22 protein-coding genes are annotated in these 26381 nt (G+C 65.7%); 7 read left to right on the forward strand and 15 right to left on the reverse strand.

Annotation, left to right across the window (positions count from 1 at the left end):
• Positions 1 to 4 precede the first annotated feature (4 nt).
• The 5 genes from paaK (at position 5) to ACEN9O_RS12835 (ending at position 5820) form a co-directional block, all read left to right on the forward strand.
• Positions 5 to 1315 (forward strand): phenylacetate--CoA ligase PaaK, encoded by a 1311-nt coding sequence (paaK, locus tag ACEN9O_RS12815; RefSeq protein ID WP_495617911.1) that lies wholly within the window; start codon positions 5 to 7, stop codon positions 1313 to 1315.
• 9 nt (positions 1316 to 1324) lie between these two features.
• Positions 1325 to 2530 carry a 3-oxoadipyl-CoA thiolase gene (gene pcaF, locus ACEN9O_RS12820; RefSeq protein WP_495617912.1) on the forward strand — a complete coding sequence of 402 codons (1206 nt, stop codon included), beginning with the start codon at positions 1325 to 1327 and terminating at the stop codon, positions 2528 to 2530.
• Between the two features lie 79 nt (positions 2531 to 2609).
• Complete coding sequence (gene paaY, locus ACEN9O_RS12825) at positions 2610 to 3221, forward strand: phenylacetic acid degradation protein PaaY (protein ID WP_495617913.1); 612 nt, start codon at positions 2610 to 2612, stop codon at positions 3219 to 3221.
• A gap of 27 nt (positions 3222 to 3248) precedes the next feature.
• Entirely contained in the window at positions 3249 to 5294 is a 2046-nt protein-coding gene (paaZ, locus tag ACEN9O_RS12830) for a phenylacetic acid degradation bifunctional protein PaaZ (RefSeq protein ID WP_495617914.1), read from the forward strand.
• A gap of 94 nt (positions 5295 to 5388) precedes the next feature.
• Entirely contained in the window at positions 5389 to 5820 is a 432-nt protein-coding gene (locus ACEN9O_RS12835; RefSeq protein WP_495617915.1) for a hypothetical protein, read from the forward strand.
• 20 nt (positions 5821 to 5840) lie between these two features.
• On the opposite strand, the gene ACEN9O_RS12840 is transcribed toward ACEN9O_RS12835, so the two are convergent.
• Positions 5841 to 7070: a M24 family metallopeptidase gene (locus ACEN9O_RS12840; protein WP_495617916.1), complete on the reverse strand. Its 1230-nt coding sequence runs from the start codon at positions 7068 to 7070 to the stop codon at positions 5841 to 5843.
• A gap of 154 nt (positions 7071 to 7224) precedes the next feature.
• Between ACEN9O_RS12840 and ACEN9O_RS12845 the strand changes: the two genes are divergently transcribed.
• Entirely contained in the window at positions 7225 to 8853 is a 1629-nt protein-coding gene (locus ACEN9O_RS12845) for a CehA/McbA family metallohydrolase domain-containing protein (protein WP_495617917.1), read from the forward strand.
• Here the strand turns inward: ACEN9O_RS12845 and ACEN9O_RS12850 are convergent, their stop codons facing one another.
• The 12 genes from ACEN9O_RS12850 to ACEN9O_RS12905 all read right to left on the reverse strand — a co-directional run bounded on the left by ACEN9O_RS12850 (position 8854) and on the right by ACEN9O_RS12905 (position 22684).
• Positions 8854 to 11106: a M4 family metallopeptidase gene (locus ACEN9O_RS12850; protein ID WP_495617918.1), complete on the reverse strand. Its 2253-nt coding sequence runs from the start codon at positions 11104 to 11106 to the stop codon at positions 8854 to 8856.
• A 117-nt stretch (positions 11107 to 11223) separates the two neighbouring features.
• Positions 11224 to 11727 (reverse strand): type II secretion system protein, encoded by a 504-nt coding sequence (locus tag ACEN9O_RS12855; RefSeq protein ID WP_495617919.1) that lies wholly within the window; start codon positions 11725 to 11727, stop codon positions 11224 to 11226.
• Complete coding sequence (locus ACEN9O_RS12860; RefSeq protein ID WP_495617920.1) at positions 11702 to 12073, reverse strand: type II secretion system protein; 372 nt, start codon at positions 12071 to 12073, stop codon at positions 11702 to 11704. The genes ACEN9O_RS12855 and ACEN9O_RS12860 overlap by 26 nt, the downstream gene beginning before the upstream one ends.
• Positions 12074 to 12077: 4 nt before the next feature.
• Positions 12078 to 12578, reverse strand: coding sequence for a type II secretion system protein (locus ACEN9O_RS12865; protein ID WP_495617921.1), 501 nt, complete (start codon positions 12576 to 12578; stop codon positions 12078 to 12080).
• A gap of 2 nt (positions 12579 to 12580) precedes the next feature.
• Positions 12581 to 14551 (reverse strand): secretin GspD/PilQ domain-containing protein, encoded by a 1971-nt coding sequence (locus ACEN9O_RS12870; protein WP_495617922.1) that lies wholly within the window; start codon positions 14549 to 14551, stop codon positions 12581 to 12583.
• Complete coding sequence (locus tag ACEN9O_RS12875) at positions 14548 to 15102, reverse strand: hypothetical protein (RefSeq protein WP_495617923.1); 555 nt, start codon at positions 15100 to 15102, stop codon at positions 14548 to 14550. The genes ACEN9O_RS12870 and ACEN9O_RS12875 overlap by 4 nt, the downstream gene beginning before the upstream one ends.
• Positions 15099 to 15695, reverse strand: a complete 597-nt coding sequence (locus ACEN9O_RS12880; RefSeq protein ID WP_495617924.1) for a hypothetical protein — start codon at positions 15693 to 15695, stop codon at positions 15099 to 15101. Before ACEN9O_RS12880 ends, ACEN9O_RS12875 begins: the two co-directional genes overlap by 4 nt.
• Positions 15683 to 16243, reverse strand: coding sequence for a hypothetical protein (locus tag ACEN9O_RS12885; RefSeq protein ID WP_495617925.1), 561 nt, complete (start codon positions 16241 to 16243; stop codon positions 15683 to 15685). The genes ACEN9O_RS12880 and ACEN9O_RS12885 overlap by 13 nt, the downstream gene beginning before the upstream one ends.
• Complete coding sequence (locus ACEN9O_RS12890; protein ID WP_495617926.1) at positions 16240 to 17166, reverse strand: hypothetical protein; 927 nt, start codon at positions 17164 to 17166, stop codon at positions 16240 to 16242. The genes ACEN9O_RS12885 and ACEN9O_RS12890 overlap by 4 nt, the downstream gene beginning before the upstream one ends.
• Entirely contained in the window at positions 17153 to 18835 is a 1683-nt protein-coding gene (locus ACEN9O_RS12895; protein WP_495617927.1) for a GspE/PulE family protein, read from the reverse strand. Before ACEN9O_RS12895 ends, ACEN9O_RS12890 begins: the two co-directional genes overlap by 14 nt.
• Positions 18832 to 20034, reverse strand: a complete 1203-nt coding sequence (locus ACEN9O_RS12900) for a type II secretion system F family protein (protein ID WP_495617928.1) — start codon at positions 20032 to 20034, stop codon at positions 18832 to 18834. Before ACEN9O_RS12900 ends, ACEN9O_RS12895 begins: the two co-directional genes overlap by 4 nt.
• 109 nt (positions 20035 to 20143) lie before the next feature.
• Positions 20144 to 22684 (reverse strand): M4 family metallopeptidase, encoded by a 2541-nt coding sequence (locus ACEN9O_RS12905; protein WP_495617929.1) that lies wholly within the window; start codon positions 22682 to 22684, stop codon positions 20144 to 20146.
• Between the two features lie 775 nt (positions 22685 to 23459).
• Here ACEN9O_RS12905 and ACEN9O_RS12910 point away from each other — a divergent pair.
• Positions 23460 to 24116 carry a hypothetical protein gene (locus tag ACEN9O_RS12910; protein ID WP_495617930.1) on the forward strand — a complete coding sequence of 219 codons (657 nt, stop codon included), beginning with the start codon at positions 23460 to 23462 and terminating at the stop codon, positions 24114 to 24116.
• 6 nt (positions 24117 to 24122) lie between these two features.
• On the opposite strand, the gene ACEN9O_RS12915 is transcribed toward ACEN9O_RS12910, so the two are convergent.
• Positions 24123 to 24779: a DUF6445 family protein gene (locus tag ACEN9O_RS12915; RefSeq protein WP_495617931.1), complete on the reverse strand. Its 657-nt coding sequence runs from the start codon at positions 24777 to 24779 to the stop codon at positions 24123 to 24125.
• Between the two features lie 111 nt (positions 24780 to 24890).
• Complete coding sequence (gene argH / locus ACEN9O_RS12920; protein WP_495617932.1) at positions 24891 to 26288, reverse strand: argininosuccinate lyase; 1398 nt, start codon at positions 26286 to 26288, stop codon at positions 24891 to 24893.
• Between the last annotated feature and the right edge of the window lie 93 nt (positions 26289 to 26381).

The following is a 26381-nucleotide window of genomic DNA, read 5'->3' on the forward strand; positions in this document are numbered from 1 at the left end:
ACCGATGGTTCAACGCATCCCCGCGCCGTCCGATCTGGAGCCGATCGAACGCGCCAGCAAGGACGAACTGCAGGCGCTGCAACTGCAGCGCATGAAGTGGTCGCTCAAGCACGCCTATGACAACGTCGCGCACTACCGCGCAGTGTTCGACGCCGCCGGTGTCCATCCCGACGACCTGCACACGCTGGCCGACCTGGCCAAGTTCCCCTTCACGGGCAAGAAGGAATTGCGCGACAACTACCCGTTCGGCATGTTCGCCGTGCCGCAGGACCAGGTGGTGCGCGTGCACGCCTCCAGCGGCACCACCGGCAAACCGACCGTGGTCGGCTACACGCAGAACGACATCGACACCTGGGCCAACGTGGTGGCGCGTTCGATCCGCGCCGCTGGTGGACGTCGCGGCGACATGGTGCATATCTCCTACGGCTACGGCCTGTTCACCGGCGGCCTCGGTGCGCACTACGGCGCCGAACGACTGGGCTGTACGGTGATCCCGATGTCCGGCGGCCAGACCGAAAAACAGGTGCAGCTGATCCAGGACTTCAAGCCGTCCATCATCATGGTCACGCCGTCGTATATGTTGAACATCATCGAGGAGTTCCAGCGCCAGGGCCTTGATGCCGCAGTCAGCTCGCTCAAGGTCGGCATCTTCGGCGCCGAGCCGTGGACCGACGCCATGCGCAAGGAGATCGAGCAGCGCGCCGGCATCGACGCGGTGGACATCTACGGCCTGTCCGAAGTGATGGGCCCCGGCGTGGCCAGTGAGTGCATCGAGAGCAAGGACGGCCCGGTCATCTGGGAAGACCATTTCTACCCGGAGATCATCGACCCCGAAACCGGCGAAGTGCTGCCGGACGGCGAAGAGGGCGAACTGGTATTCACCTCGCTGAGCAAGGAAGCACTCCCCATCATCCGCTACCGCACGCGCGATCTCACACGGCTGCTGCCGGCCACGTCGCGTTCGATGCGTCGCATCGGCAAGATCACCGGCCGCTCGGACGACATGCTGATCATTCGCGGCGTGAACGTGTTCCCGTCGCAGATCGAAGAACTGATACTCAAGATGCCAAAACTGGCGCCGCAATACCAGCTGGTGGTCAGCCGCGACGGCCACCTCGACAAGCTGGATGTGCTGGCCGAGTTGCGGCCCGGCGTCGCTGACAGCGAGGTTGAGGCGCTGTCGCGCGAGCTTGAGCACCACATCAAAACCTATGTCGGCGTCACCACCAAGGTACGCCTGCTGGCGCCTAACGGCATCGAACGCACGCTGACGGGCAAGGCCCGCCGTGTGGTCGACCAGCGCCCTAAATCCTAAGGAGATTCCGTGAACGACGCTTTCATCTGTGACGCCATCCGTACCCCATTCGGTCGCTACGGCGGCGCCCTCGGCGGCGTGCGCGCCGACGACCTGGCCGCGCTGCCCATCGCCGCGTTGATCGCCCGCAATCCCGGCGTGGACTGGTCCAAGGTCGATGACGTCTACTACGGCTGCGCCAACGGCGCCGGTGAGGACAACCGCAACGTCGGCCGCATGGCGGCGCTGCTGGCCGGGCTGCCGGTCGATGTACCGGCCAACACCATCAACCGCCTGTGCGGCTCCAGCCTGGACGCGGTCGGCATCGCCGCGCGCTCCATCAAGGCCGGCGAGGCGCAGCTGGTGATCGCCGGCGGCGTCGAAAGCATGACGCGCGCGCCTTTCGTCATGGGCAAGGCCGACAGCGCGTTCTCGCGCGCTGCCAAGATCGAGGACACCACCATCGGCTGGCGCTTCGTCAATCCGCTGATGAAGGCCAAGTATGGCATCGACAGCATGCCGGAGACGGCCGAAAACGTCGCCCAGGAATTCGGCATCAGCCGCGCCGACCAGGACGCGTTTGCCGTGCGCAGCCAGCAGCGCTGGGCCGCCGCGCATGCCGCCGGCGTGTTCAAGGACGAAATCGTGCCGGTCACGCTGGTGCAGAAAAAAGGTGATCCGAAGGTCATCGACACCGACGAGCATCCGCGTCCGGACACCACGGTCGAGATGCTGGCCAAGTTGAAAGGCGTGGTCAAGCCGGATGGCAGCGTCACCGCCGGTAACGCTTCCGGCGTTAATGACGGGGCGTGCGCGATCCTGCTGGCGTCGGCCGCCGCCGCCGAGCAGTACGGCCTGCGCAAGCGCGCCCGCGTGCTGGGCATGGCGACCGCCGGCCTGGCGCCGCGCATCATGGGCTTCGGTCCGTCGCCGGCATCGAAGAAGGTGCTGGCGCAGGTAGGCCTGAACATCGAGCAGATGGATGTCATCGAGTTGAACGAAGCCTTTGCCGCGCAGGGGCTGGCCGTCACGCGCGATCTCGGCCTGGCCGACGACGCGGCGCACGTCAACCCGAACGGCGGCGCCATCGCCATCGGCCATCCGCTGGGCGCATCCGGCGCGCGGCTGGTGCTGGCGGCGCTGAACCAGCTGGAACGCACCGGCGGCCGCTACGCGTTGTGCACCATGTGCATCGGCGTCGGACAAGGGATAGCGCTGGTAATCGAGCGCGTATAACGTCGCTCCCGCGCAGGCGGGAGTCCATGCTGAGTATGGATTCCCGCCTGCGCGGGAATGACTCCGACGAGGAATGAATATGGTCAAAGTCTACGAAATCAACGGCGTCACCCCGGTGGTTCACCCGACCGCCTACGTGCATCCCAGCGCGGTGCTGATTGGCGACGTCATCGTCGGCCCGCGTTGCTACGTCGGCCCGTTGGCCGCGCTGCGCGGCGACTTCGGCCGCCTGATCCTGGAAGAGGGCGCCAACCTGCAGGACACCTGCGTCATGCACGGCTTCCCCGGCTGCGACACCGTGGTCGAACGCGACGGCCATATCGGCCACGGCGCCGTGCTGCACGGCTGCCGTATCGGCCGCAACGCGCTGGTCGGCATGAACAGCGTCGTCATGGACAACGCCGTCATCGGCGCCGACAGCATTGTCGCCGCGATGAGCTTTGTCCGCGCCGGCATGCAGGTGCCGCCGCGCAGCCTGGTGGTCGGCACGCCGGCCAAGGTGGCGCGCGAACTGCGCGACGACGAGATCAAATGGAAGACCGAGGGCACCGGCCAGTACCAGGAACTGGCGGTACGCTCCATGAACACCATGCGCGAAGTGGAAGCGCTGACCGAAGTGGAAACGGACCGCAAGCGCATCGAGTGGGAAAGCTCGCTGCCGCTGCACCTGCATAAAAACGCTCAAGCATAACGAACGAAATAAGGAACGGAGATAAACATGGCATCAACCCTGCAAAGCTGGATCGGCGGCCGATGGATAGGCGCGGAAGCGTCCGCGCCGCTGCACAGCGCCTTGAACAACGCGCTGATCTACCACACCCATGCCGAGAAGATCGACTTCGACGAAGCCGTCACCTACGCCCGCAAGACCGGCGTGCCGGCGTTGATGAAGATGGACTTCCAGCAGCGCGCCGCGCGCCTGAAGGCGCTGGCGCTGTACCTGGCCAGCCGCAAGGAAGAGCTGTACGCGATCTCGCACCTGACCGGCGCCACCCGCGCCGACAGCTGGGTCGACATCGAAGGCGGCACAGGCACGCTGTTCGCCTACGCCAGCATGGGCAGCCGCGAGCTGCCGTCGTCGAACGTGCTGCACGAAGGCCCGGCCATGGCGCTGGGTAAGAACGGCGGCTTCTCCGGCACCCACATCCTGGTGCCGCGCGGCGGCCTGGCGGTGCACATCAACGCCTTCAACTTCCCGATCTGGGGCTTGCTGGAGAAGTTCGCGCCGAGCTTCCTGGCCGCCATGCCGTGCATCGGCAAGCCCGCCTCCGCCACCAGCTACCTGACCGAAGCGCTGGTGCGCATGATGAACGATTCCGGCCTGCTGCCGGAAGGCGCGCTGCAACTGGTCATCGGTGGCACCGGCGACCTGCTGGACCGCTTGGGCGGCGCCGATGTCGTCACCTTCACCGGTTCGGCCGACACCGCCGCCAAGCTGCGCACCAACCGTAACCTGATCGCCAACTCGGTGCCGTTCACCGCCGAAGCGGACTCGCTCAACTGCGCCATCCTGGCGCCGGACGTGACGCCGGACGACGCCGAATTCGATTTGTTCGTCAAAGAGGTGGCGCGCGAGATGACCGGCAAGGCCGGCCAGAAATGTACCGCCATCCGCCGCATCATCGTGCCGGAAAATATGGTGGACGCCGTCGGCACCCGCCTGCGCGAGCGCCTGGCCAAGGTCAGCATCGGCGACCCATCGGTGGAGGGCGTGCGCATGGGCGCGCTGGCCTCCAAGGACCAGCAGCGCGACGTCGCCGAGCGCGTCGAACTGCTCGCGCGCGGCAACGAGGTGCTGTTCAGTGAACGCGACGGCTTCAAGCTGATGGGCGACGGCGTCGCCAACGGCTCCTTCTTCTCGCCGACGCTGCTGCTGTGCCGCGACGGCATGCGCAACGACGCCGTGCACGACATCGAAGCCTTCGGCCCGGTCAGCACCATCATCAGCTACAACGGCATCGACGAAGCGCTGGCGCTGGCCGCGCGCGGCAAGGGATCGCTGGTTTCCACGCTGGTGACCAAGGAGCCGGCCATCGCCGCCTACGCCGTGCCGATGGCCGCCGCCTCGCACGGCCGCGTGCTGATCCTGGACCGCGAAGCGTCGGTTGATTCGACCGGCCACGGCTCGCCGCTGCCGCAGCTGAAGCACGGCGGCCCTGGCCGCGCGGGCGGCGGCGAGGAACTGGGCGGCATCCGCGCGGTGCGCCACTTCCTGCAGCGCGCCGCTGTGCAAGGCTCGCCGACCATGCTGGCCGCCGTCACCGGCGAATACGTGCGCGGCGCCAAAGTGCAGGAAAGCGAAGTCCATCCGTTCCGCCGCTACTTCGAAGATTTGAAAATGGGCGACTCGCTGCTGACGCACCGCCGCACCGTGACTGAAGCGGACATCGTCAACTTCGGCGGGGTCTCCGGCGACTACTTCTACATGCACTTCGACGACATCGCCGCCAGGGACACCCAGTTCGGCAAGCGCATCGCGCACGGCTACTTCGTGCTGTCGGCCGCCGCCGGCCTGTTCGTCTCGCCGGCGCCCGGTCCGGTGCTGGCCAACTACGGCCTGGACAACCTGCGCTTCATCACGCCGGTGGCCATCGGCGACACCATCCGCGCGCGCCTGACCTGCAAGCGCAAAGTGGACCGCAACCGCACCGACGACAAGGGCGTTGGCCAGGGCGTGGTCGCGTGGGATGTGCAGGTGACCAACCAGAATGACGAACTGGTGGCCAGCTACGACATCCTGACCTTGGTAATGAAGCGCGGCTGAACGCTGCGGTAGTTGGCGGTAGCCGGCAAGGGCTGGCTTTTCCACAAGCGCCGGTGCAAAATGCCTGCTATCTTTACAACGACGGAGGGCAGGCATGGCATGTACCATCAACAGGCGTTCGATCGGAATGAACCCGCTGCGCAGCGCGCGCGACTGGGCCATCCTGTCGGGGATCATCGTCTGCCTGTTCGCGGCGGTGCAATTGCTGGAATGGTGGCGACCGGCCGGCGTCTTGCCTTACGTGGTGTTCGGCGGCTTGGGTGGCATGTTGCCGTCGTTGTTCCTTTCGCTGCCGGTGCGCGGCACAGTGACGGCATCGGGCAGCATCGCCTTCCTTGGCCGCGTCGAGCAGGCGGGCTTCGTGCTTGCCGGTGAAGGCCAGGAAGGGCGCATCTACCAGCCCAAAGGCCCGCGCTGGCTAAGCTGGGACTCCAACCGCATCGTCATCGGCGCCGTGAACGGCGACGAGATCCCCGTGACCGTACCGCTGCACTTCTACCAAACGCTGAAACGGCGGCAGCAGTAAAGACCGCTGCCACCTTTGCCTTATTTGCGCAGGCCGAACGGATCGTCGATGCTGTGCGCGGGTTCGGTGAACCACTTCGGACCATTTTCAGTCATGTAGAAATGGTCCTCGTGGCGCACGCCGAATTCGCCGGGGATGCAGATCATCGGCTCGTTCGAGAAGCACATGCCCACGTCCAGCGGCGTCTTGTCGCCACCGACCAGATACGGCCATTCGTGGATATCGAGGCCGATGCCGTGGCCGGTGCGGTGCGGCAGGCCAGGGAGCTTGTAGCCGGGGCCGAAGCCGTCCGCCTCCAGCGAACGGCGCGCCGCCATGTCTACCTGCTCGCACGGTACGCCCAGCTGCGCTGCATTGAAGGCCGCCAGCTGCGCCGCCTTCTCGCTGTTCCACACCGAACGCTGACGCTCACTGATGTCGCCGTACACATAGGTGCGCGTGATGTCGGAAATGTAGTTGTGCAGTTTGCAGCCTGTATCGATCAGCACAGTGTCGCCCGATTGCAACGTTTGCACATAGCTTACGCCGTGCGGATAAGCAGTCGCCTCGCCAAACAGCACGATCACGAAGTAGGAACCGGAAGCGCCGACCTTGCGGTGCGCGCGGTTGATGAACTCCTCCACTTCGACCGTGGTGATTCCTTCGCGCAGCATGCTGGCGGTGGCCACGTGCACGGCCAGCGTCATGTCCTTGGCGCGCTGCATCAGCGCGATCTCGTTGGCGGACTTGCGGGTGCGGCAGTGGGCCGTGACCTTGCTGGCGTTTTCCAATGCGTAGCCGTCGGCCAGCGGACGGATGCCGTCGTAGATGAAGAAGGATGCGCTCTCGCAGATGCCGACGCGCGGCGCAACGCCGCCCGCAGCCGCCGGCGCGATGCCCATGCGCTTGAGCGTGTCGACGAACAGCTGGTATGGGCTCTCATGCTCGTGCCACGTGTTGACGTTACCCTCGACCAGCATGAAGTCCTTCAGCGTGCTCTCTTCGAAAGCGGGGGCGATGTACTCCACCGCGCCGCTGGCCGGCAGGATGGCGCCGACCATGCGCTCGCTGGCGTGCCACTTGGTGCCGGTGAAGTAGGTCATGTTGGAGCCGGCGTTGACGTAGATCGCCGCGATGCCCTGGTCGCGCATGTAAGCCTGCGCGCGCGCCAGGCGCTGGAGGTGTTCGTCCTTGCCGATGGGGACTGCGCCCACGGTCATGTCGGACAGCGAGGCCAAAGCCTCTTCCATGGTTTTTCCGCCAATAGTCATTTCTATATCCCTGGTTTGATTTGCGTGGCTGCGCGGATCCTGGTCTGCGCCAGCCGACGATCATAGCAGTTTTACGCTAGCCGCCAAGTCACAGGCAGGTAATACGCCAATGCTAGTGTGCCGAATTCCGCATCCACTTCAGGACTCATTTATCATGTCGCTTGCCTCCCATTTTCGTCCACGCCAATTGCTGATTCCGACCGCCATTGCCATCCTGTTGACCGCCGTCGCCTGCGGCGGCGACCAGCCAGCGGCCGTCGTCGTGCCACCGGTGCCTAGCGGCCGCTGGATCGCCGGCGACCTGCATACCCATACCACGCAATCTCCCGACACCGATGTGAGCCAGACGCTGGACAAGGTGCTGGGCAAGGCCTTCACCACCTATGGCCTGGACTGGATGGCGATCAGTAACCACCTGCGCCTGTCGTCGCGCGACGAGAAGGGTGCGACGCTGCCGGCGGCGATTCCGCTGTCGACCGGCGTCGAGCGCTACGAGATCCCGCGCGTGCAGGCCTTGCAGGCGGCCGGCACTTACGCCGACAAGTTGATCTTCTCCGGCTTCGAATGGGATATGCCGACCCACGATCACATCGGCATCGGCCTGTTCGAGGGCAGCGACAAACTGGCCGCCAGCACCAAGGGCATGAAGGAATTCGAATACCTGTTCACCACTCGCGATGCCGCTTTGTTCGACGCCGCTGATGTCGCCGCGTGGAAGACCAAGTACGGCGCCACGCGCTACAACGCCACCGCCGACGACGCGCTGAAGGCCATCAGCTGGTTGAAGGACAACTATCCGGACACCAGCTACGCCGTGGTCAACCACCCATCGCGCAACAAGGGCAGCTACACCATTGATGACTTCCGCCGCTTCAATGACATCGCGCCGAACATCGTGTTCGCCATCGAAGGCATGGTCGGAAACCAGATGGAGCCGGACCGTGGCGGCTACACGGCCGCCTACACGCCGGAGAACGCGCCGCTGCGCGCCTACGGCGGCGTTGACTACATCGTCGCCAAGGTAGGCGGCACGTGGGATGCTCTGCTCGGCGAAGGTCGCCGCATCTGGAACCTGACCGATTCGGACACGCACTTCAAAATCGTTGGCGGCAACAGCAGCGGCTACTTCCCCGGCGAGTATGCAAAGAACTACGTCTTCAACAGCGGCCAGGGCCAGCCCGCCGCCAAGGACGTGCTGCAAGGTCTGCGCTCCGGCAAAATGTTCTCGGTCTACGGAGACTTGATCAACGCGCTGGATTTCAACCTGGCCAGCAAGGATGACCGCAAGGAGATGGGCGGGGAACTGAAGGTCGTCAGCGGCGACAAGCTGACGATCACTATCCGCTTCAAGTCGCCGGCCAAGAACAACTACGAAAAGCCGGTCGACAGCGGCACCGCCGCCAACGTTAAGCCGGTGGTCGATCATGTCGACCTGATCGTCGGCGATGTAAACGCCAAGGCCACGCCGGGAAGCGCCGCCTACAGCGTGGCCACCAACGCCAGCACGCGCGTGGTGAAGCGCTTCACCAGCGCGGACTGGAAGGTGGATGCGGACGGCTACTTCAGCATCAGTTACGAAACCACCGCCAACAGGAACCAGTACTACCGCCTGCGCGGAACCAACCTCGGCACCGACGTCGCCGGCCTGACCCAGGACGGCGAACCGCTGGCGGACCAGCGCACCGGCACCACCGACAACACGGCGCGCTTCAACGACATCAACGACCGTAACTACCGCAGCCTGTGGTTCTATTCGAACCCGGTGTTCGTCAGCCTGCGTTGATTACTGCGTTATCAGGCTGACCTTGTCGAGCACGAAGGAGGTCTGTTTGGAGCGGTCCTCCCGCATGGCGAACGACAGTGTCACAGTCTGGCCCTTGTAGGCGATCAGGTCGTAGCTGCGGACCTGGTAGCCGTCGGCGGCGTCGAGATTGGACCAGGTGGCCAGCGTGCGCAGTACCGCGCCTGTGCTGCTCTTCATGGTGACTACCAGCCGGTCGAAAACCGCAGGCTTGGTTTCGTCGGTGTCGATGTGGAGCGCAAAGCTCAGCGCCGCCGACGTGGCGGCCGCTGGAATTGTCACCGCCTGGGTCAGCGTTTCGGTCGCCGTGCGGCCGTTCCCGCCCAACCAGGCGTTGCGCGTGCCTTCATACGCCGGCTGATCGGCGAAGCTGCCGATCACGCCGGTGCTGCCGTGCCAACCCGTGCTGCCGTTCTCGAAGCCGCCGTTGGTCACCCGCTCGGTAGCACCGCCGCCGGTCGTGGTCTCGTCGACGTCCGCACCGACGTTGATCGCAGCATAGGCGCGCTGCACGGCGATCGCCTCTTTCGAGCCTGTCCCGTACAGCTCCTGCGCCGACGCCAGTACCTTGGCGCGGGCGTCGGCGTAGTTGGTCGATGAGGTGAACTTGGTGGTCAGCGATTTGAACCAGATCCGGTAAGCCTTGTCGTTGCCCACGCCGGTCATCGCGGCGGGATTTTTGACCAGGTATTTGCTGTAGTAGTCGGAAGCGGGATCGCCGCTGGAGCCCTGCGACAGGAAGTAGTACATGCGGTTATTGGGCCCGCTGGAGTAGTGCACGTCCAGGTTTTTGATGGAGCTGCTCCAGGCATCGGGACTGTGGCCGTCCTTGCTCGGCTTGTACATCCAGCGTAGCGGCTGGCCTGATTTGCTGATCTCCTTGCCCATCATCCAATCGTTGCCGGTGGCCGGGATCATGGCGCCGGTGCCGCCCGCGCGCGCATAGGCCTCGACCATTTCGCCGCCGATGTCGGAGTTCGATTCGTTCAAGCCGCCCGATTCGCCGGAGTAGGTCAGGTCCGCCGTCGATGCGGTAACGCCGTGCGACATCTCGTGGCCGATCACGTCGATGGAACCCAGGCTGTAGAAGCTGGAGCCGTCGCCGATGTACATGCACTTGCAGCTGTCGTCGTAGAAGGCATTGTCGTAGGCCGTGTCGACGTGGGCGGCGATGTAGGTGGCGGTGTTGTTCCCGTCCAGCGAGTGCCAGCCCAGCGCGTTCTTGTTGGCGTCGTAGGTGTTCATCAAGCCCCACAGCGCGTTGACGGCGGCGGTCTGGCCGTTGGCGTTGGTGGTGCTGCCGCCGTCGATGTACTGCTTGCCGTCGCCCCAGGTATTGCCGCTGTTGCTGTAGATTGCGCCGGGATCGGGATTGTTGGAGGAGCTGTGGTTGGCGTTGGTGATCGCCATGCCGCCGAATTTTCCGCCGATGCCGCGCGTGTCGTCCAGCATCTGGTAGCCGCTGCCGGACTGCGAGGTATTGATCGGCACCACGCCATTGAACTGGCTGTTGCCGGTGCCGACCACCGTTTTCAGCGCCTGCCACTGCGCGATGATGGCGCCGGTCTTGGCATTGACGATGGTGTCGTAGTAGACCGGCTTGCCGTCTTCGGCCATGCGCAGCTTGACGTAGTAGGCCAGCTGGTAATTGTCCACCACCTCTTCGACGTCCAGCGCATTGAGCTCGGATTCAGGCTTGCCCGCCGCTGACGGCATGCGTACCGTCTTCACGATGGGATAGATCACCAGCTCGGCGCTCGGTGGCCAGCGGTGGGTGCCGCGCGGCGCGATGGAATTCGCCGATACGGTAATGGCGTCGGTGGCGCTCAGCGTCGGTACCGTGTCGCTGATGGAGGACGGTGCCAGGCCGGCGGCCAGCTGGCCGCGCCGGTCGGAGCTCGATACGCTGACGATCTTGCCGGCGGCGTTGGTGACCACCACCGACTCCGAGCCGAACACGCGCAAGCCTTTGTAGGTATGCTGGGCGCGGACGATCTTCTGTCCGGCCACGCCAGGATGCAGGCTGCTGATGCGGAAGCCCAGGTCCGGCGACGCGCTGGCCGCGGCATCCATCGCCGCCAGTTGCGCGACCAGGCCGGAACTGTCCTGCGACGTGAGCGTGTCGACCGGAGGGGCCATCAGTTGGTCTGCCGCGAGCGTCGCGGTGACGGTCAGCAGCGACGTCGCGGCGGCGACGGCGGTGGTGACGGTGAGCAGGCGTGTACGCAGGATCATCTCATCCTCCAAATTTCAACCATTCCAGCTGACATCGAATGATGTCGCCGATTCCGCGTGGCGGATGAATCACGCTAGATCGCGGATGGGCGGGAGGTTCTGTCCAAGATCAACAAGTCAGCGTTTGGCTTCCGCATTCTGCGGCACGATGAACAGGTCATACGGATAGGCGAATATCCAGTCGGCGTAGCGCGGCTTTTGGGCCAGGCCGGCGTCGTCGTCGTCGAAGTTCTCTTGTTTCAGAGGGCGCAGGTTGGAGGTCGAGCGGATGCCGACGATGCGGCCCTGCTGCAGCACCAGCGCCCAATCGGGCTTGCCGGTGATCGGATCGTTGTACAGGCGGCGCAAGTGGCGTTTGGCGTTGGGGAAGCGCGGGTCCTTCAGCAGTTCATCCAGTGTCAGTGGATACTGGCCGGCGCCATTGGCCTTGTTGTAGGCCTCCAGTGCGTGGCGGAACTCGTGGCCGATGAACAGCAGCTCGCGCTCCTTGTCACGCCGCATGGCGGTCGCGTACAGGTCGGCGGCGATGGTCAGGCCGACTCCTATGAAGGCCACCAGCATCAGCGTCCACAGATAGGCGAAGCCGCGCTGCCGCCTAGAGCTGCTCGAACGGTATGCCATCACGGGTCTTTCCTTTGGCGCCGCTGCGGATGTCGGCCACGCCGGGTTTTTCAGCATCTGCGGAGGGCAGCAGCTGCCAGGTGGTGGCCGATTCCGTCACCGGATCCATCGGCACCTTGCGGAAGTAGCGCTGCGTGACGAGGTCCGCCAGCGCCGCGGGATACTCGCCCCGGTCGGCATAGTATTTGTCGATGCCGCTGCGGAGCACTTGCAGGTTCTCCTTCAGCGCCACTTCCTTCGATTTGTCGACCGAGCTGAAATAACGCGGCAGCGCGATGGTGAGCAGCAGCGAGATGATCGCCAACACCACCAGCAGTTCGACCAGCGTGAAACCTCTGCGCTTCATGGCGTCACCATTGTTTGAGGGGGATGCCGTTCAGCCCCATGACGGCGGAGCGGGAGCTGACGTCGAATATGTCCTCGCCTTCGGACGGGTTGTCCGGCGGCGAGGCGTAGGAGCGCACCGCCCAGCCGCCACTTGCGGCGTTGCTGGCGAAGCCGTTGCCGTTGGCGTCCGGCGGCGCGAACGGATCGCGCGGTATGCGGCGCAGGAAGTACATGTTCTGCTTGCGCGGGCTGCGCTGGTCCGGCACGCCGGTGACCAGGTCCTCCAGCTTTTTCGGATAGCCGGATTCGCCCATCGCCAGCTTGATGCGGCCGTTGTCGGCGGCGCGCTTGTAGGCGTCGATGGCTTCGCGGATCTCGATCAGCGCGGCGCGCAGCTGGTGCTCCTTTTCGCGCTGCAGCGCCACCTGCGCCATCGGCGCCGCCACCATCGCCAGCGTGGCGAGGATGGACAGCGTAATCATCAACTCGATGAAGGTGAAGCCGCGTTGAGCCTTGCGCAGCATGGCTATTGGCCCTTCTTCGGCGGCGTGTAGGGTACGGGATTGACCGGTTCAGGTTTGGCCGGCGGTACCGGCGGGATGTCGCCCCCGGTCATGCCGGATGTCCCGCTCACGGATGTTCCGCTCATTGAGGAGCCGGCCGGCGCCAGGGCCGGCGCGGCGTCGCGCTGTGTGGGCGCCATGTCCGCCGCCGTATCGGGCACGGAGGCTAGCGTGGTCCCAAGCTGGCTGCGGCCGCCGATATCGGATTCGGTGCCGGAGTTGAACTCCGCCGCCGACAATTCCGGCCGGCGGATGGAGCGCAGCACGCGCGGCGTGATCGACAGCACGATCTCGCTGCGGGTCGAATCGTCTTTCTGTGTACCGAACAAACGGCTCAGCACCGGCAGCTCGCCAACGCCGGGCACCTTGTTGGCTGTGGTGCGGTCCTCGTCGCTGATCAGGCCCGCCAGCACCTGCGTCTCGCCATCCTTCAGGCGCAGCACGGTGGCCGCGCTGCGGGTGCCGATCTGGTAGGCCTGGGTGCCGGATTTGCTGACGATCTCCTTGACCACGCTGCTGACCTCCAGGTTGATCTTGATCGCCACTTCGTCGTCCAGGTAGACGTTGGGTTCCACGTCCAGCTTCAGGCCCACGTCCACGTAGTTCACGCTGTCCGAGCTGACGCCGTTGTTGGTGGTGACGGTGATGACCGGCACGCGGTCGCCGATCAGCACCTTGGCCTTGTCCTTGTTGCGCACGCGGATGCGCGGATTGGCCAGGATATTGCTGTCGGTGTCGTTCTTGTTGGCGTTGATGGTGACGGTGCCGAAGCCAAGGCCGATGGTGCCGCCGTTGATCTTGCGCAGGTCGCCCACGTTGAGCGCGCCGTACTGGCCGCTGCCCAGCAGGGTCAGGCCGACGGTGTCGGGCCAGCGCACGCCCAGCTCCTGGATGCGCGAGCGCTTCACTTCCAGCACTTCCACTTCCAGCATCACTTCGGGGTCGGCCACGTCCTGCACGGCGATGATGCGTTCGGCCATGCGTATCATCTCCGGCGTGTCGCGCATGATGATGGTGCCGATGCGTTCATCGGTGACGATGTCGCGCGCCTTCAGCAACGTCTTGAGCGAGAACGCCACCGTCTTCACGTCGGAATTCGCCAGGAAGAAGCTGCGCACCAGCAGCTGCTGGTAGTCCTTCTGCTTCTGCGGATTGTTGGGGTAGATGGTGATCGAGCGGTCGCCGGTGATGCTTTGTTCCAGCTGGTTGGCGCTCAACAGCATGCCGATGGCCTCCTCGATGCTGGTGTCGCGCACCGAGATGGTGGCGCGCAGGTTGGGATCGACGTCGCGGTCGAACACGAAGTTCAGGCCCGATACCTTGCTGATGAAATCGAACACCGCGCGCAGGGGGGCGTCGCGGAACTCCAGCGTGACCGGCTTGCGGTAGGCCATGGCCAGCCGCCCGCTGGCGGGGCGCAGGCGGGTCTGGGCGTCGCTGACCAAGGTCTTGAGGCGCAGCAGATCTCGCTGGTTCGGACGTTCCACCAGCAATGGCCGCAGCAGTTCCTGCGCCTGCGCCAGGTTGGTGTCGCCACCGCGCTGGACCAGCGCTTCCACTTCACCCGTGATTTTTTGCTGGCGTTGGTCCTGCTCCAGAGCGGCCTTGCCCTGGCGCGCCACCTGGTTGGCTGGGTCCAGCGCCAGTGCGCGCTCGTACATCGCGCCCGCTTCTGCGGCCAGGCCTTTCGCGCGCAGCATGTCGCCCTGGCTGTTCATGGCGTTGACCAGTTTGAGCCGGCGGTTCAACAGCACGATGCGGTATTCGGCGTTGTGCGGATCGTCGCGTGAAGCCTGTTCTAGCTTGGCCAGGCCCTGATCGATCTGGCCTGCGTCCAGCAGGGCATTGCCTTCCTTGAAGGTCTGGCTGCCGGCGCAGGCGCTCATTAGCAGCGTGACGGCCAGGATGTGCAGGCGGTGGGCGGTCGGTTTCAATTGGTGTCCCCTACGACTAAGGTTTGTTTCTGGTTGAGCGGCAGGTAGATGAAGTTCATCGTGTTGCCGCTGACGCTGTCGAGCAGGTAGCTGTCGTTGACTTTTTCGCCGGGACGGGCGACGACGTTCTGGCCGTCGACCTGCAGGAAGTAGGCGGTCTTGCCTTCGTCCGTGAAGCGGCCCATGAACTGGAAGGGCAGGGCCGGCGGGCCGGATGTCGCGCTGGCCTGTTGCGCCGCTTGCTGCGCCTGCATTTGATCCATCATGATTTTCTTCGGCGTCTCCGGTGCCCAGCTTTGCTTGGCGAAGACATTGCCCATCTCGTCGTCGGCGACGCGCGGGTGGATTTGCAGGTCGATGCTGTCCGCACCGGCGGCGTCGGCCGGCGGCGCGGCCACGGCCACGGGCGCTGACACCGGCACGGCGGCGGCCGGCGCTACGTCGCGCGTGGTGGCGGCTGCGGGGCCGACTACGCCGCCGTCCTGGTCGGGCGCGAACCACGCGGCCAGCAGCGTGGCGACAGCGGCGGCGCCGATCACGATTTTCCTCATCGCCGCGCCTCCTGCCGCACCAGCAGCACAAACTGGATGCGTGCCTCGATTTCGCCGGACTCGATCTGCTCGCGCTTGAAGGCGACCGAGTCGAGCGTCAGCGTAGGCAGCGCTTGCAGCGCGCCGATGATGAAGGTCTGCACGCTCGCATAGTCCGCCTTGACCGGCAGCGTGATGCGGTAGCGCAGGAAGCCGGCCTTGGCGTCCAGCTCAGGCTTGTAGTCCGCTTTATTCAGCGTTATGCCGCTTTGCTGCGCCACCTTCACCATTTCCTTGAGCTGGTCGGGGATGGCGTCGTGGGCGGGCAGGTAGGCGTAGAAAGCCGCGACCCCGCCGGCTGCCGTTGGCGCTGGCGTGTGCGGCATGGCGGCGGCGCGGGCGGCGGCGCTGAACTGCCGCGTCAACGCGGCCTGGCGCTGGTCGAGTTGCGTCGCCTGCCATTGCGCCAACATGGCCAGCAGCGCGCAGGCGATGCCCGCCACCGCTCCGGGACCGGCCTGGCGCAACAGGCGGCGCGCTTGCCACGCCAGCCGCGGCGCGAGGTTGGGCGCGAGCTTCAACTTGGGCAGCGCGCCGGATTTCATTGGCGCCATTGGGCCTCCAGCTGAAAGTGATAGGGCCGTTCGCCGGCGCCGGCCGCCATCTCGTGCTTGACCAGGTACACGGAGCGGAACATCGGCTGCTGGTTGAGGAAGGCCAGGTAGTTGATCATGTCTTGCGCGGTTTCCGCTTCGGCGGCGATCTTCAGCGCGCCGGAAGGGACGGCGGTGTCGGCACCGTCCTGCGGCGGCTGGCCGTTGAGGTCCAGTGCCAGCAGCGCCACCCGTACGTCGGCCGGTGCGACGATGGCCTTGATCAGCCGCGTCACCGGCAGGTTGAGCTGACGAACCGCTTCGGCCACCGCCTTGACCTGCAGATCCAGCTCATGCTGCTGGGCGGGGGCCAGCGCGGGGCGCGTCAAGCGCGCGGGTTGTGCGGCGGCCGATTGTGCTTCCAGCCGGGCCTCCAGCCGTTTGACGGTTTGCAGCTGCGAGATCCAGTTGCCGGCGGCGGGCAGCAGCATCAGCAGGCCGACAGCCAACAGGGCAAGGCGCCAGCCGGTCGGCTGCGCGGCGCGCGGCAGGAAGTTCAGGCGTGTCATGCCGCCACCTCCGGCGCTGCTACGGGCGATGGTTGTCGCGTTGCGGTCGCGCCCACGGTGGCCTGGTCGCCGAACGGATTGGTGGTCAGGTGGAAGCGTGAGGGTAGAGCGCCGGGCACCAGATGCAGCGCGGCGGTGGATGGCGTGGCTGCAACCGTCGGCGGCAGCGCGCTCAGGTCCGTGACGGCCACCTGCTCGATGCCGGCCAGTTCCGGCGCGCGCAGGGTCCAGCGCTGCCAGGCTTGCGGCAGTTCGAGCCGCCATGCCTCGCTGGCCGGTTGCGACTGGATGGCGAAGATGCGCTGGTCGCGCAGCGCCGCCATGGTGATGCGGCCAGGCTCGATCAGCGCCAGCGCTCCGGTGGTGGCTGCCGCGCCCTTGCGTAGCCGCGTCGGTTGCGCCGGCTCCTGCGCGCGCAGGGCGGTGCCCAGCAGCGGTTCGATCGCGCGGCAGGCGTGGCCGCATTCGCTGGCCACATCCTTCAACGCTTGCAGCAGCGTGCTGTCGACGCCGCAGACCAGGCGTGTATGGCCGTAAGGCGCGTCGTCGCCGACCACGCTCCAGCCGCGCGCGTTGTCGCCGTACAGGGCCGCCAACTGCGTTTGCAGGAAGCGGCTGGCGGATGGTTCGGACAGCAGCGCGTCGCTCCACGGCGCCAGCACCAGCTGGCTCCAGCGGCCCGACAGGCTGATCTCCAGCGGCAGCCTGGCCGCCGCGATATCCGGCTGCTGCAACAGCGCGCGCAGCGCATCGATGCCGGCCTGCCAGTGGCCGCCGGCGCCGTTGACCGCGATTTGCTGCGCGCTGCCTTCCACCAGCCGCCTGCCGTTGCGTATCACGCACAACAGCTGCTGCGGCGCGAGCAGAACGCGCAGGCGGCGCTGCGCCAGCAGGGGCAGGGCAAGACGTTCAATAAGTGACACGGTTCAGCTCCAGTAAAGTCGTTTCTCCCTGCCGCACCAGATCCAGCCCGGCGCTGCGCGCCAGCCGGAAGCCCATGGTCGCCGCTTCCTCCTTCATGCGGCTGACCGGGGCGCGGGTGCAGATCATCTCGCGCATGGCGTCGTTCAGTATCAGCACTTCGGCCACGGCCTTGCGGCCCTTGTAGCCGGTGCCGCGGCAATGGCCGCAGCCGCTGCCGGCCTTGAAGCGCCAGTCGCGCACGGCGTCGGCGGCCAGGCCGCTGTCGATCAGGTCCTGCGGATCGGGCGCCACGTCCACCGCGCAGTGCTCGCAGTTCAGGCGCAGCAGCCGCTGGGCGACGATGCCGTTGAGCGCCGCCGCGAAGCTGTACGGGTCCACGCCCATGTGCAGGAAGCGGCCGACCACGTCGAACACGTTGTTGGCGTGGACGGTGGTGAACACCAAGTGGCCGGTCAGCGAGGCCTGCACCGCGATCTGCGCGGTCTCGTCGTCGCGGATTTCGCCGATCATGATCTTGTCCGGGTCGTGGCGCAGGATGGAGCGCAGGCCGCGCGCGAAGGTCAGGCCCTTTTTCTCGTTGACGGGAATCTGCAGCACGCGCGGCAGCCGGTACTCCACCGGGTCTTCGATGGTGACGATCTTGTCGCGGCCCGTGTTGATCTCGGTGATGGCGGCGTACAGCGTGGTGGTCTTGCCGGAGCCGGTCGGCCCGGTCACCAGCAGCATGCCGTGCGGCTTGGCGGCCAGCCGGCGGATCTGCACGATGGCGTCGTCGTTCAGGCCCAAGCTTTCCAGCCGCAGGGCGGCGGCGGCCTCGGTCAGCGCGCGCCGATCCAGCAGGCGCAGCACCGCGTCCTCGCCGAAGATGTTGGGCATGATGGAGACGCGGAAGTCGATCTCGCTGCCCTTGACGCGCACCTTGAAGCGGCCGTCCTGCGGCACGCGGCGCTCGGCGATGTCCAGCTCCGCCAGTACCTTGATGCGGGAGATGATCTGCTCGGCCATCTGCAGGCCCAGCACCGTGCCGGCCTGCACCAGCACGCCGTCCACGCGGTACTTGATGACCAGGCTGGCGGCGTCGCATTCGAGGTGGATGTCGCTGGCCTGGAACTTCAGCGCGTCGTAGATGGTGGAGTTGACCAGCTTGACCACCGGGCTGCTGTCCTCGCTGATGCGGATCAGCGAGATGTCCTCGATGGTCTGGTCCAGGTCCGCCATCTCGCCGTGGCTGCCGTCTTCCATCATGTCCTGCATGGCCTGCTGCACGCTTTCCTGCTGCACCAGGTAGGCTGCCAGATCGTCGGAATGGGCCAGCGCCACGCTGTAGGCGCAGCCGATGGCGTAGCCGGCCCATTGCAGGGTGTCCTCGGCGAAGGGATTGCCGATGACGAGCACCGGCGACATTTCCTCGTCGCGCAGCAGCACGCAATCGCGCTGCGCGCAGTCGGTGTAGGACAGCAGGTCGAAGGCCGGCAACGCGGCCTGCAGCCTGCTCATCGGCCAGGCCGGATAGCAGAACAGGGTGGCCAGCTGGCGGGTCAGTTCCTCCGGCGTCAGGCCGCAGGCTTCCTGCAGCACCGCCATCGTCGGGCGGCCCTGCGCCATCGCGGCGGCGCGCGCGCTGTGCAGCATCTCTGGGCTGAGGACAGCCGGTTCGCGTGCGTTCATGACAGACTCCCGGCCAATTCGAAGATCGGCATGTACATCAATACGACAACGCCGCCGATCACCACGCCGATCAGCGTCATCAAGACAGGTTCCAGCAGGCGCGAGGCCCAGTCCACCCAGCGCGCGAATTCCTCGTCGTGGAACTTGGCCGAGCGTTCCAGCATGTCGCCCAGGCGGCCGGTGTTCTCGCCGACCTTGAGCAGCGACTGCGCCACCGGCGTGGCCAGCGCGTTCTGTTCCAGCGCGGTGGAAAACGGCAGCCCCTGTTCCACCGCGCGGCGCGTCTGCACCAGCTGCACCTGCTGCTCCGGCAGCAGCATGGCGGTGCTCATCGCCAGCGCCTTCGACAGCGGTATGCCGGCGTGCAGCAGCAGCGACAGCGCGCGGTAGAAGCGCGCCAGGCGGAACTCGGCGGCCTTGGCCGACAGCACCGGCAGGCGCAGCACCGCCAGCGCCAGCTTGCGGCGCATGGTGGCGTTACTGAGGCCGAACGCCACCCCCAGCACCACGCCGCCCAGCGTGCCGGCGCTCAGCCACGGATGCGCGGCCAGCGTCTGGCCGAACGACAGCAGCATTTGCGAGGCCCATGGGATTTCGCGGCCCGAACCTTCGTACACCACGCTGAACTTCGGCACCACATAACCCATCAGGAACAGCGTGACCAGTGTGCCGACCACCAGCAGCATGGTCGGGTAGATCGCGGCCGAGACCAGCTTCTTGCGGATGGCGTCGAACTGCAGCTGGTAGCCGACGAAGCGCGCCAGCGCCTCCGGCAGGTTGCCGGAACGCTCGGCCGCGTGCACGGTGGCGACATACAGTTCGGGGAAGACGGCCGGGAAGTCGGCCAGGGTGTCGGAGAAGCTTTTCCCCTGTTGCAGCGAGCGCTGGATGGCGGCCAGGGTGGCGCGCGCGCCGCCGCGGGTTTCCTTGTTGAGCAAGGTGGCGATGGCTTCGCCCAGGTTCAGGCCCGCTTCCAGCAGGGCCAGTAGCTCCTGGCTGAATTGCAGCAGCGGGAAGGGCTGCTTGCTCAGGCGCGCGGGCGCGCGCGCCCCCGCACCCGTGGATCCGGTACTGCCGATGGCCAGCACGCGCCAGCCGTTGCGCGCCGCCTGGCGGATCGCGTCAGCCTCGCTGGCGGCGTCGATCGCTATGGTTTGCGGGCCGGATGGCCCACCCTGCACTTGGAGATGGAACTGCATTGCATGCGTACTGCCTTAAACACTCAACCGAAAAAAAACGAGGCGGCGATGGGCTGCCGCCCCGGCAAATACAGCCCCGTCGGGTCAGGCGGGACTGTCTACACACTCCTTACTGGGTGATCAGGCTGACCTTGTCCACCACGAACGACGTTTGCAGCGACGAGTCCTCGTTCATTGCGAACGACAGCGTGACGGTCTGGCCTTTGTACGCGAGCATGTTGAAGGTGCGCACCTGGTAGCCGCTGGCCGCGTTCACATTCGAATACGTGGCCAGGGTGCCCAGCACCGAACCGGAGCTGTTCTTCACGGTCACCACCAGCTTGTCGTAGGCGGTGCTGCCCGTTTCAGCGGTGTCGATGTGCAGCGCGAAGTTCAGCGTGGCCGAGGTCGCGGTCGACGGGATGGTCACGGCCTGGGTGATGGTTTCGGACGCGGTGGTGCCGTTACCGCCCAGCCAGGCGAACATGGTGCCTTCGTAGGCGGTCTGGCCGCTGTAGTTGCCGATCACGCCGGTGGTGCCGCTCCAGCCGGTGGCGCCGGACTCGAAGCCGCCGTTGGTCACGCGCTCGGTGGTGCCGCCGGTGGAGCCGACGGTCAGCGTGGCGTTGCCGGAGGTGGCGGTCTTGACCGGCGACGACGAGTCGCTGACCACGGCGTTGAACACTGCGCCGTTGTCGGCCGTCTGCGCCGTCAGCGAGTAGGTGGCCGAGGTGGCGCCACTGATGACGGCGCCGTTGCGGTACCACTTGTAGGTGTACGGCGAGGTTCCGCCGGTCGCGCCGACGCTGAACGAGGCGGTGGCGCCGGCAGCCACGCTGACGTTGGACGGCTGGGTGGTGATCGACACGCCGCCGGTGGCGCCGGTTTCGTCGATGTCGGCGCCGACGTTGATCGCCGCGTAGGCGCGCTGCACCGCGATGGCTTCCTTCGAACCCGCGCCATACAGCTCGGTGGCGGCGGCCAGCACCTTGGTGCGGGCGTCGGCGTAGTTGGTCGACGAGGTGAACTTGGTGGTGTTGGCCTTGAACCAGATGCGGAACGCCTTGTCGTTGCCGATGCCGGTCATGGCGGCCGGGCTCTTGACCAGGTATTTCGAGTAGTAGTCGCTGGTCGAGCTGGCGTTCGAGCCTTGCGACAGGAAGTAGAACATGCGGTTGTTAGGGCCGCTGGTGTAGTGCACGTCCAGGTTCTTCAGCGTGGTGCTCCAGGCGTCCGGGCTGCTGCCGTCCTTGCTCGGCTTGTACATCCAGCGCAGCGGCTGGCCGGTTTTGCTGATCTCCTTGCCCATCATCCAGTCGTTGCCGGTGGCCGGGATCACGTTGCCGGTGCCGCCGTTGCGGGCGTAGGCCTCGATCATCTCGCCGCCGATGTCCGAGTTCGATTCGTTCAAGCCGCCCGATTCGCCGGAGTAGGTCAGGTTGGAGGTCGAGGCGGTGACGCCGTGCGACATCTCGTGGCCGATCACGTCGATCGAACCGAGGCTGTAGAAGCTGGAGCCGTCGCCGATGTACATGCACTTGCAACCGTCGTCGTAGAAGGCGTTGTCGTAGGCGTTGTCGATGTGGGCAGCGATGTAGGTGGCGGTGTTGTTACCGTCCAGCGACTGCCAGCCCAGCACATTTTTCAGGCCGTCGTAGGTGTTCATCAGGCCCCACAGCGCGTTGACCGCGGCGGTCTGGCCGTTGGCGTTGGTGTCGCTGCCGCCGTTGATGTACTGCTTGCCGTCGCCCCAGGTGTTGGTGCTGTTGGTGTAGATGGCGCCGGCGTTGGGATTGTCGGCCGAGCTGTGGGCGGCGTCGGTGATCGCCATGCCGCCGTAGGTGCCGCCGGTGCCGCGCGTGGAGTCCAGCATCTTGTAGGTGCTGCCCGACAGTGTGGTCTGGATCGGCACCACGCCGTTGTACTGGCTGTTGCCGGTGCCGACCACGGTCTGCAGCGCCTTCCATTGGGCGATCACGGCGCCGGTCTTGGCGTTGACCACGGTGTCGAAGTAGACCGGCTTGCCCTTGTCGGCCATGCGCGTCTTGACGAAGTAGGCCAGCTCATAGTGGTCGACCACTTCTTCCAGGTCCATGGCGTTGAGCGCCGCCTCCGACTTGTTCAGGGCCGAGGCGATGCGCACCGATTTCATCACCGGATAGATCAGCAGCTCGGCGTTGGGCGCCCAGCGGTGCGTGCCGCTCGGCGCGACAGCCTTGACCACCAGCGCGATGGCGTCGCTGGCGCTCAGCGTCGGGGTCCAGTCGGCCGGGGCGACGGTGGCCGAACGGCCGCCGCTCGATGCGGCCGGGGCGCCCAGCGCGGCGCGGCGGTCGGCCACCGATTCGCTGATGACGTCGCCGGCGCTGTTGGTCACCACCACCGATTCGGAACCGAACACGCGCAGGCCTTTGTAGGTGTGGTCGAGGCGGGTGATCTTCTCGCCGACGACGCCGGGGTGCTGGCTGGCGATGCGGAAGCTATGGTCGGCGGACAGGCCGCGTTGGTTGTCCAGCGCGGCGAGCTTGGCCACCAGGCCTGCGCTCTCTTGTGGAGAGGCCTGGGCTACCGGGGCGGACATCAGCTGTGCCGCTGCCTGGGCTGCGTTGGAGGCCATCATCGGCAGTGCGGCGACGACGGATGCGGCAAGTAGGGTCTTACGTAAATTCATCTCTTCTCCATGGGGTCTGTGAGTTTTCGCTAGGTGCGGCCTTGGCCGGGATAGTGGCCACCTCGGCGTTCCCGACGCTGCACCGGCGGTTGACCTGGCAGGCGTTTTTTTGCGGCTAAAACGGCGAGTAGGGCGACACTATTCCTGTCGCGATCACGAAGTCAAAAAACTTTGGAAATTAGTCACCTGAGCAAACAAATGTCTGAAATGAGACACCTTCGGCGGCGGCCGCACGGTGCTCAAACGGTCCGTCCGGACGCGCCATACCAGATGTAAGCCGCATGAATGCGCACGATAGGCAGGGTTTGTCTGATATCGGCAACGAACTAGAACCCATCCTCTATTTTCGGCGGCTACGCAACACTATGCCCAAAATTTCAGCAAATCGCGGTTGCAAAGTTCCAATATTGCGAATTAAACTAGTTGATGCCGGCTCGAATTATGGTTCGTGACCGGCCTATAAAAAGCGCAGGGCACGACCCTTGGTAACAAGCGCAACGGGAACCACAGGAAGAAAATGATGACCGCACACCCAACGCATAATGTCAGTTCCGCCCGCGCGCTGCGCGCCGCCCATACCACGGCGCCGCCACCGACTTAGCATCGACCTCCAATAATCACCGCTTGCCGCATCGTGCCTGCCGCCGCGCCCCCATCCGGGGCGCCGGCAGCGTGATCGCGTCGCCGCCCGGACGCCTACCAAGGCGCGTCGCGCGGCCAGCGCCTGCTATTCAGTACAGTTTTTGTCCGCCGGCGCGCGGACAGGGGAGCTTGTATGCTGTCGATCGCTACCAAAGTAGAACGCATCGTCATGGAGTCGTCCTTCCTTATCGAAGGCTTGCGGCGCAATTTGATCAACCTGTCGGAGCTGGCGCGCCAGCTGCAGCCGCAGCTGGAAAGCGATATGTGGAAGCCGGTCGGCCAGGCGGCGGTGGTGATGGCGCTGCGCCGCCTGGCCGAGCGCCTGCCGCAGGCCAGCAACCAGCCGCTCGCGCTGGCGCAGAAGACCGGCGAGCTGACCACCCGCACCGAGCTGACCGAGTACACCTACCGCTATTCGGACAGCATCAACGAATGCCACCGCCAGCTGTTGTCGAAGGCGGAGCCGATGCGCGGCTCCTTCGTCACGGTCACGCGCGGCGTCAACGAGGTGATGGTCATTTGCAGCCGCGTGCTGACGGCGATGGTGGAGGAGGTGTTTGCCGGCGAGCGGCTGCTGGCGCGCCAGGACAACCTGAACGCGGTGACGCTGCATCTGAATCCGGACACCAGCCGCACACCCGGCATCTATCACGCCATCCTCAAGCAGCTGGCCTGGGACAAGATCAACCTGGTCAACATGATCTGCACCTACACCGAGCTGACCATCCTGCTGGAGCAGAACCAGACCGGCGCGGCGTTCACGGTTTTGTCGAAGATCGTCACGCAATAAGCGCGTTCAGGCCATCCAGAAGAACACGGCGGTCATGCGCTTGTCGTCGTGGTCGCAGCCGAAGTAGCTGCTGGCCGAGTGCACCAGGTTGGCGCGGTACAGCAGGATGCGGTTGAACTGGTTGTCGACGCGCTGGTCCTCATGCCAGGCCTGCGGCGGCAGGCTGGTCACGCCCAGCGCCTCGCGCAGGTTGGCGTGCGGCGGGCTGCAGTAATTGCCGCCCAGGGTGCCGTCCGGGTAGCGCAGGCGGTAGAACGAGGTGCCGGCCGCCGGCAGCGGATCGGGCGACAGGTAGATCACGGCGGCGTAGCGGCACAGTTTTAAGGAATCGGTGTGCGGGCGCGGACCGGATTCGATCCCGCCCACCAGCTGCACGTAGTTGTGATTGAGGGTGCTGCCTTGCGGCGTGGCCTCCTGCCACAGCTTTTTTGCGCCGGTGACCTTTTTGACCCAGGCTTCCACCTGCGCCAGTTCGTCCGGCAGCAGCGCGCCCTTGCTGCGCATGCCGGGCCACGGTTCGGGGCGGTGCGGCGCGCCCAGCTCCCAGTCCTCGCGGGCGAAGCAGCGCCGGGCCACTTCCTGCGCGTTCGGCAGGATATTGTCCATGACCCAGTAGTCGCGCCCCAGTTGCGGTTTGCGATAGGTGAGCGTCGGGCGCGCCATATTGTCTCTCCGAGTCGGCAGGGCAGCCGTCATTCCCGCGCAGGCGGGAATCCATGCCGAGCGGCTGCGGATGCTCGGCATGGACTCCCGCTTCCGCGGGAGCGACGTGGGTTATTGGGCGAGTTGCGCGCGCACGCGGGCGATGGCCTTGCGCACCTGGTTGGGCGCGGTGCCGCCGACGTGGTCGCGCGCGGCCACCGAGCCTTCCAGCGTCAGCACGGCGAAGACGTCGTCGTCGATCAGCGCGGAGTAGGCGCGCAGCTGGTCGAGCGACATTTCGGACAGGTCGATCTTGAGGTCGTCGCAGGCGCGCACGGCGCGGGCCACGGCTTCGTGGGCGTCGCGGAACGGCAGGCCTTTCTTGACCAGGTAGTCGGCCAGGTCGGTCGCGGTGGCGTAGCCCTGCAGCGCGGCGGCGCGCATCGCCTCCGGCTTGACGCTGATGCCGCCGGCCATGTCGGCGAAAATGCGCAGCGTGTCGACCACGGTGTCGACGGTGTCGAACAGCGGTTCCTTGTCTTCCTGGTTGTCCTTGTTGTAGGCCAGCGGCTGGCCTTTCATCAGGGTCAGAAGGCCCATCAGGTGGCCGTACACGCGGCCGGTTTTACCGCGCGCCAGTTCCGGCACGTCCGGGTTTTTCTTTTGCGGCATGATCGACGAGCCGGTGCAGAAGCGGTCGGCGATGTCGATGAAGCCCACGCGTGGGCTCATCCAGATCACCAGCTCTTCGGACATGCGCGACACGTGGGTCATGATCAGCGAGGCGGCGGCGGTGAACTCGATGGCGAAGTCGCGGTCCGAGACGGCGTCCAGCGAGTTGTGGCAGACGTCGTCGAAGCCCAGCGTCTGCGCCACGCGCACGCGGTCGATCGGGAAGGTGGTGCCGGCCAGCGCGGCGGCGCCCAGCGGCAGGCGGTTGACGCGCTTGCGGCAGTCGGCCATGCGCTCGGCGTCGCGGCCGAACATTTCGACGTAGGCCAGCATGTGGTGGCCGAAGGTGATCGGCTGCGCCACCTGCATGTGGGTGAAGCCGGGCATGATGGTGTCGGCGTTTTTCTCGGCCAGGTCGGTCAGGGCGCCGCGCAGGGCGGCCAGCAGGTCGAGCACGTCGTCGATGGCCGAGCGCACGTACAGGCGGATGTCGGTGGCCACCTGGTCGTTGCGGGAGCGGCCGGTGTGCAGGCGCTTGCCGGCGTCGCCTACCAGCTCGGTCAGGCGTTTTTCGATATTCAGGTGGACGTCTTCCAGGTCCAGCAGCCATTCGAACTGGCCGGCTTCGATCTCGGCGGAGATCTGCGCCATGCCGCGCTCGATCTCGGCGCGGTCGGCGGCGCTGATGATGCCTTGCGCGGCCAGCATTTCGGCGTGGGCCAGCGAGCCCTGGATGTCGGCCTTGGCCAGGCGCTTGTCGAAGAAGACCGAGGCGGTGTAGCGTTTGACCAGGTCCGAAACGGGTTCGTTAAAACGGGCCGACCAGGCTTCGCTTTTTTTGGAAAGTTGTGCTGTCATAGTGGGGCAGGCGTGTGCGGTAATTAATGTCAGCAGCGATTATAAACCGCAAGCTGCTCAAAAATATGTCAACATTACTATTTTGGCCATCGA

The sequence above is a fragment of the Duganella sp. Dugasp78 genome (genome assembly GCF_059491455.1).

What these genes read in the sequence shown, in the direction of transcription:
- paaK (WP_495617911.1), top strand. Translation starts at nt 5, where the DNA reads ATGGTTCAACGCATCCCCGCGCCGTCCGATCTGGAGCCGATCGAACGC.
- paaY (WP_495617913.1), top strand. Translation starts at nt 2,610, where the DNA reads ATGGTCAAAGTCTACGAAATCAACGGCGTCACCCCGGTGGTTCACCCG.
- paaZ (WP_495617914.1), top strand. Translation starts at nt 3,249, where the DNA reads ATGGCATCAACCCTGCAAAGCTGGATCGGCGGCCGATGGATAGGCGCG.
- ACEN9O_RS12835 (WP_495617915.1), top strand. Translation starts at nt 5,389, where the DNA reads ATGGCATGTACCATCAACAGGCGTTCGATCGGAATGAACCCGCTGCGC.
- ACEN9O_RS12840 (WP_495617916.1), bottom strand. Translation starts at nt 7,070, where the DNA reads ATGACTATTGGCGGAAAAACCATGGAAGAGGCTTTGGCCTCGCTGTCC.
- ACEN9O_RS12845 (WP_495617917.1), top strand. Translation starts at nt 7,225, where the DNA reads ATGTCGCTTGCCTCCCATTTTCGTCCACGCCAATTGCTGATTCCGACC.
- ACEN9O_RS12850 (WP_495617918.1), bottom strand. Translation starts at nt 11,106, where the DNA reads ATGATCCTGCGTACACGCCTGCTCACCGTCACCACCGCCGTCGCCGCC.
- ACEN9O_RS12855 (WP_495617919.1), bottom strand. Translation starts at nt 11,727, where the DNA reads ATGGCATACCGTTCGAGCAGCTCTAGGCGGCAGCGCGGCTTCGCCTAT.
- ACEN9O_RS12860 (WP_495617920.1), bottom strand. Translation starts at nt 12,073, where the DNA reads ATGAAGCGCAGAGGTTTCACGCTGGTCGAACTGCTGGTGGTGTTGGCG.
- ACEN9O_RS12865 (WP_495617921.1), bottom strand. Translation starts at nt 12,578, where the DNA reads ATGCTGCGCAAGGCTCAACGCGGCTTCACCTTCATCGAGTTGATGATT.
- ACEN9O_RS12875 (WP_495617923.1), bottom strand. Translation starts at nt 15,102, where the DNA reads ATGAGGAAAATCGTGATCGGCGCCGCCGCTGTCGCCACGCTGCTGGCC.
- ACEN9O_RS12880 (WP_495617924.1), bottom strand. Translation starts at nt 15,695, where the DNA reads ATGGCGCCAATGAAATCCGGCGCGCTGCCCAAGTTGAAGCTCGCGCCC.
- ACEN9O_RS12885 (WP_495617925.1), bottom strand. Translation starts at nt 16,243, where the DNA reads ATGACACGCCTGAACTTCCTGCCGCGCGCCGCGCAGCCGACCGGCTGG.
- ACEN9O_RS12895 (WP_495617927.1), bottom strand. Translation starts at nt 18,835, where the DNA reads ATGAACGCACGCGAACCGGCTGTCCTCAGCCCAGAGATGCTGCACAGC.
- ACEN9O_RS12900 (WP_495617928.1), bottom strand. Translation starts at nt 20,034, where the DNA reads ATGCAGTTCCATCTCCAAGTGCAGGGTGGGCCATCCGGCCCGCAAACC.
- ACEN9O_RS12905 (WP_495617929.1), bottom strand. Translation starts at nt 22,684, where the DNA reads ATGAATTTACGTAAGACCCTACTTGCCGCATCCGTCGTCGCCGCACTG.
- ACEN9O_RS12910 (WP_495617930.1), top strand. Translation starts at nt 23,460, where the DNA reads ATGCTGTCGATCGCTACCAAAGTAGAACGCATCGTCATGGAGTCGTCC.
- ACEN9O_RS12915 (WP_495617931.1), bottom strand. Translation starts at nt 24,779, where the DNA reads ATGGCGCGCCCGACGCTCACCTATCGCAAACCGCAACTGGGGCGCGAC.
- argH (WP_495617932.1), bottom strand. Translation starts at nt 26,288, where the DNA reads ATGACAGCACAACTTTCCAAAAAAAGCGAAGCCTGGTCGGCCCGTTTT.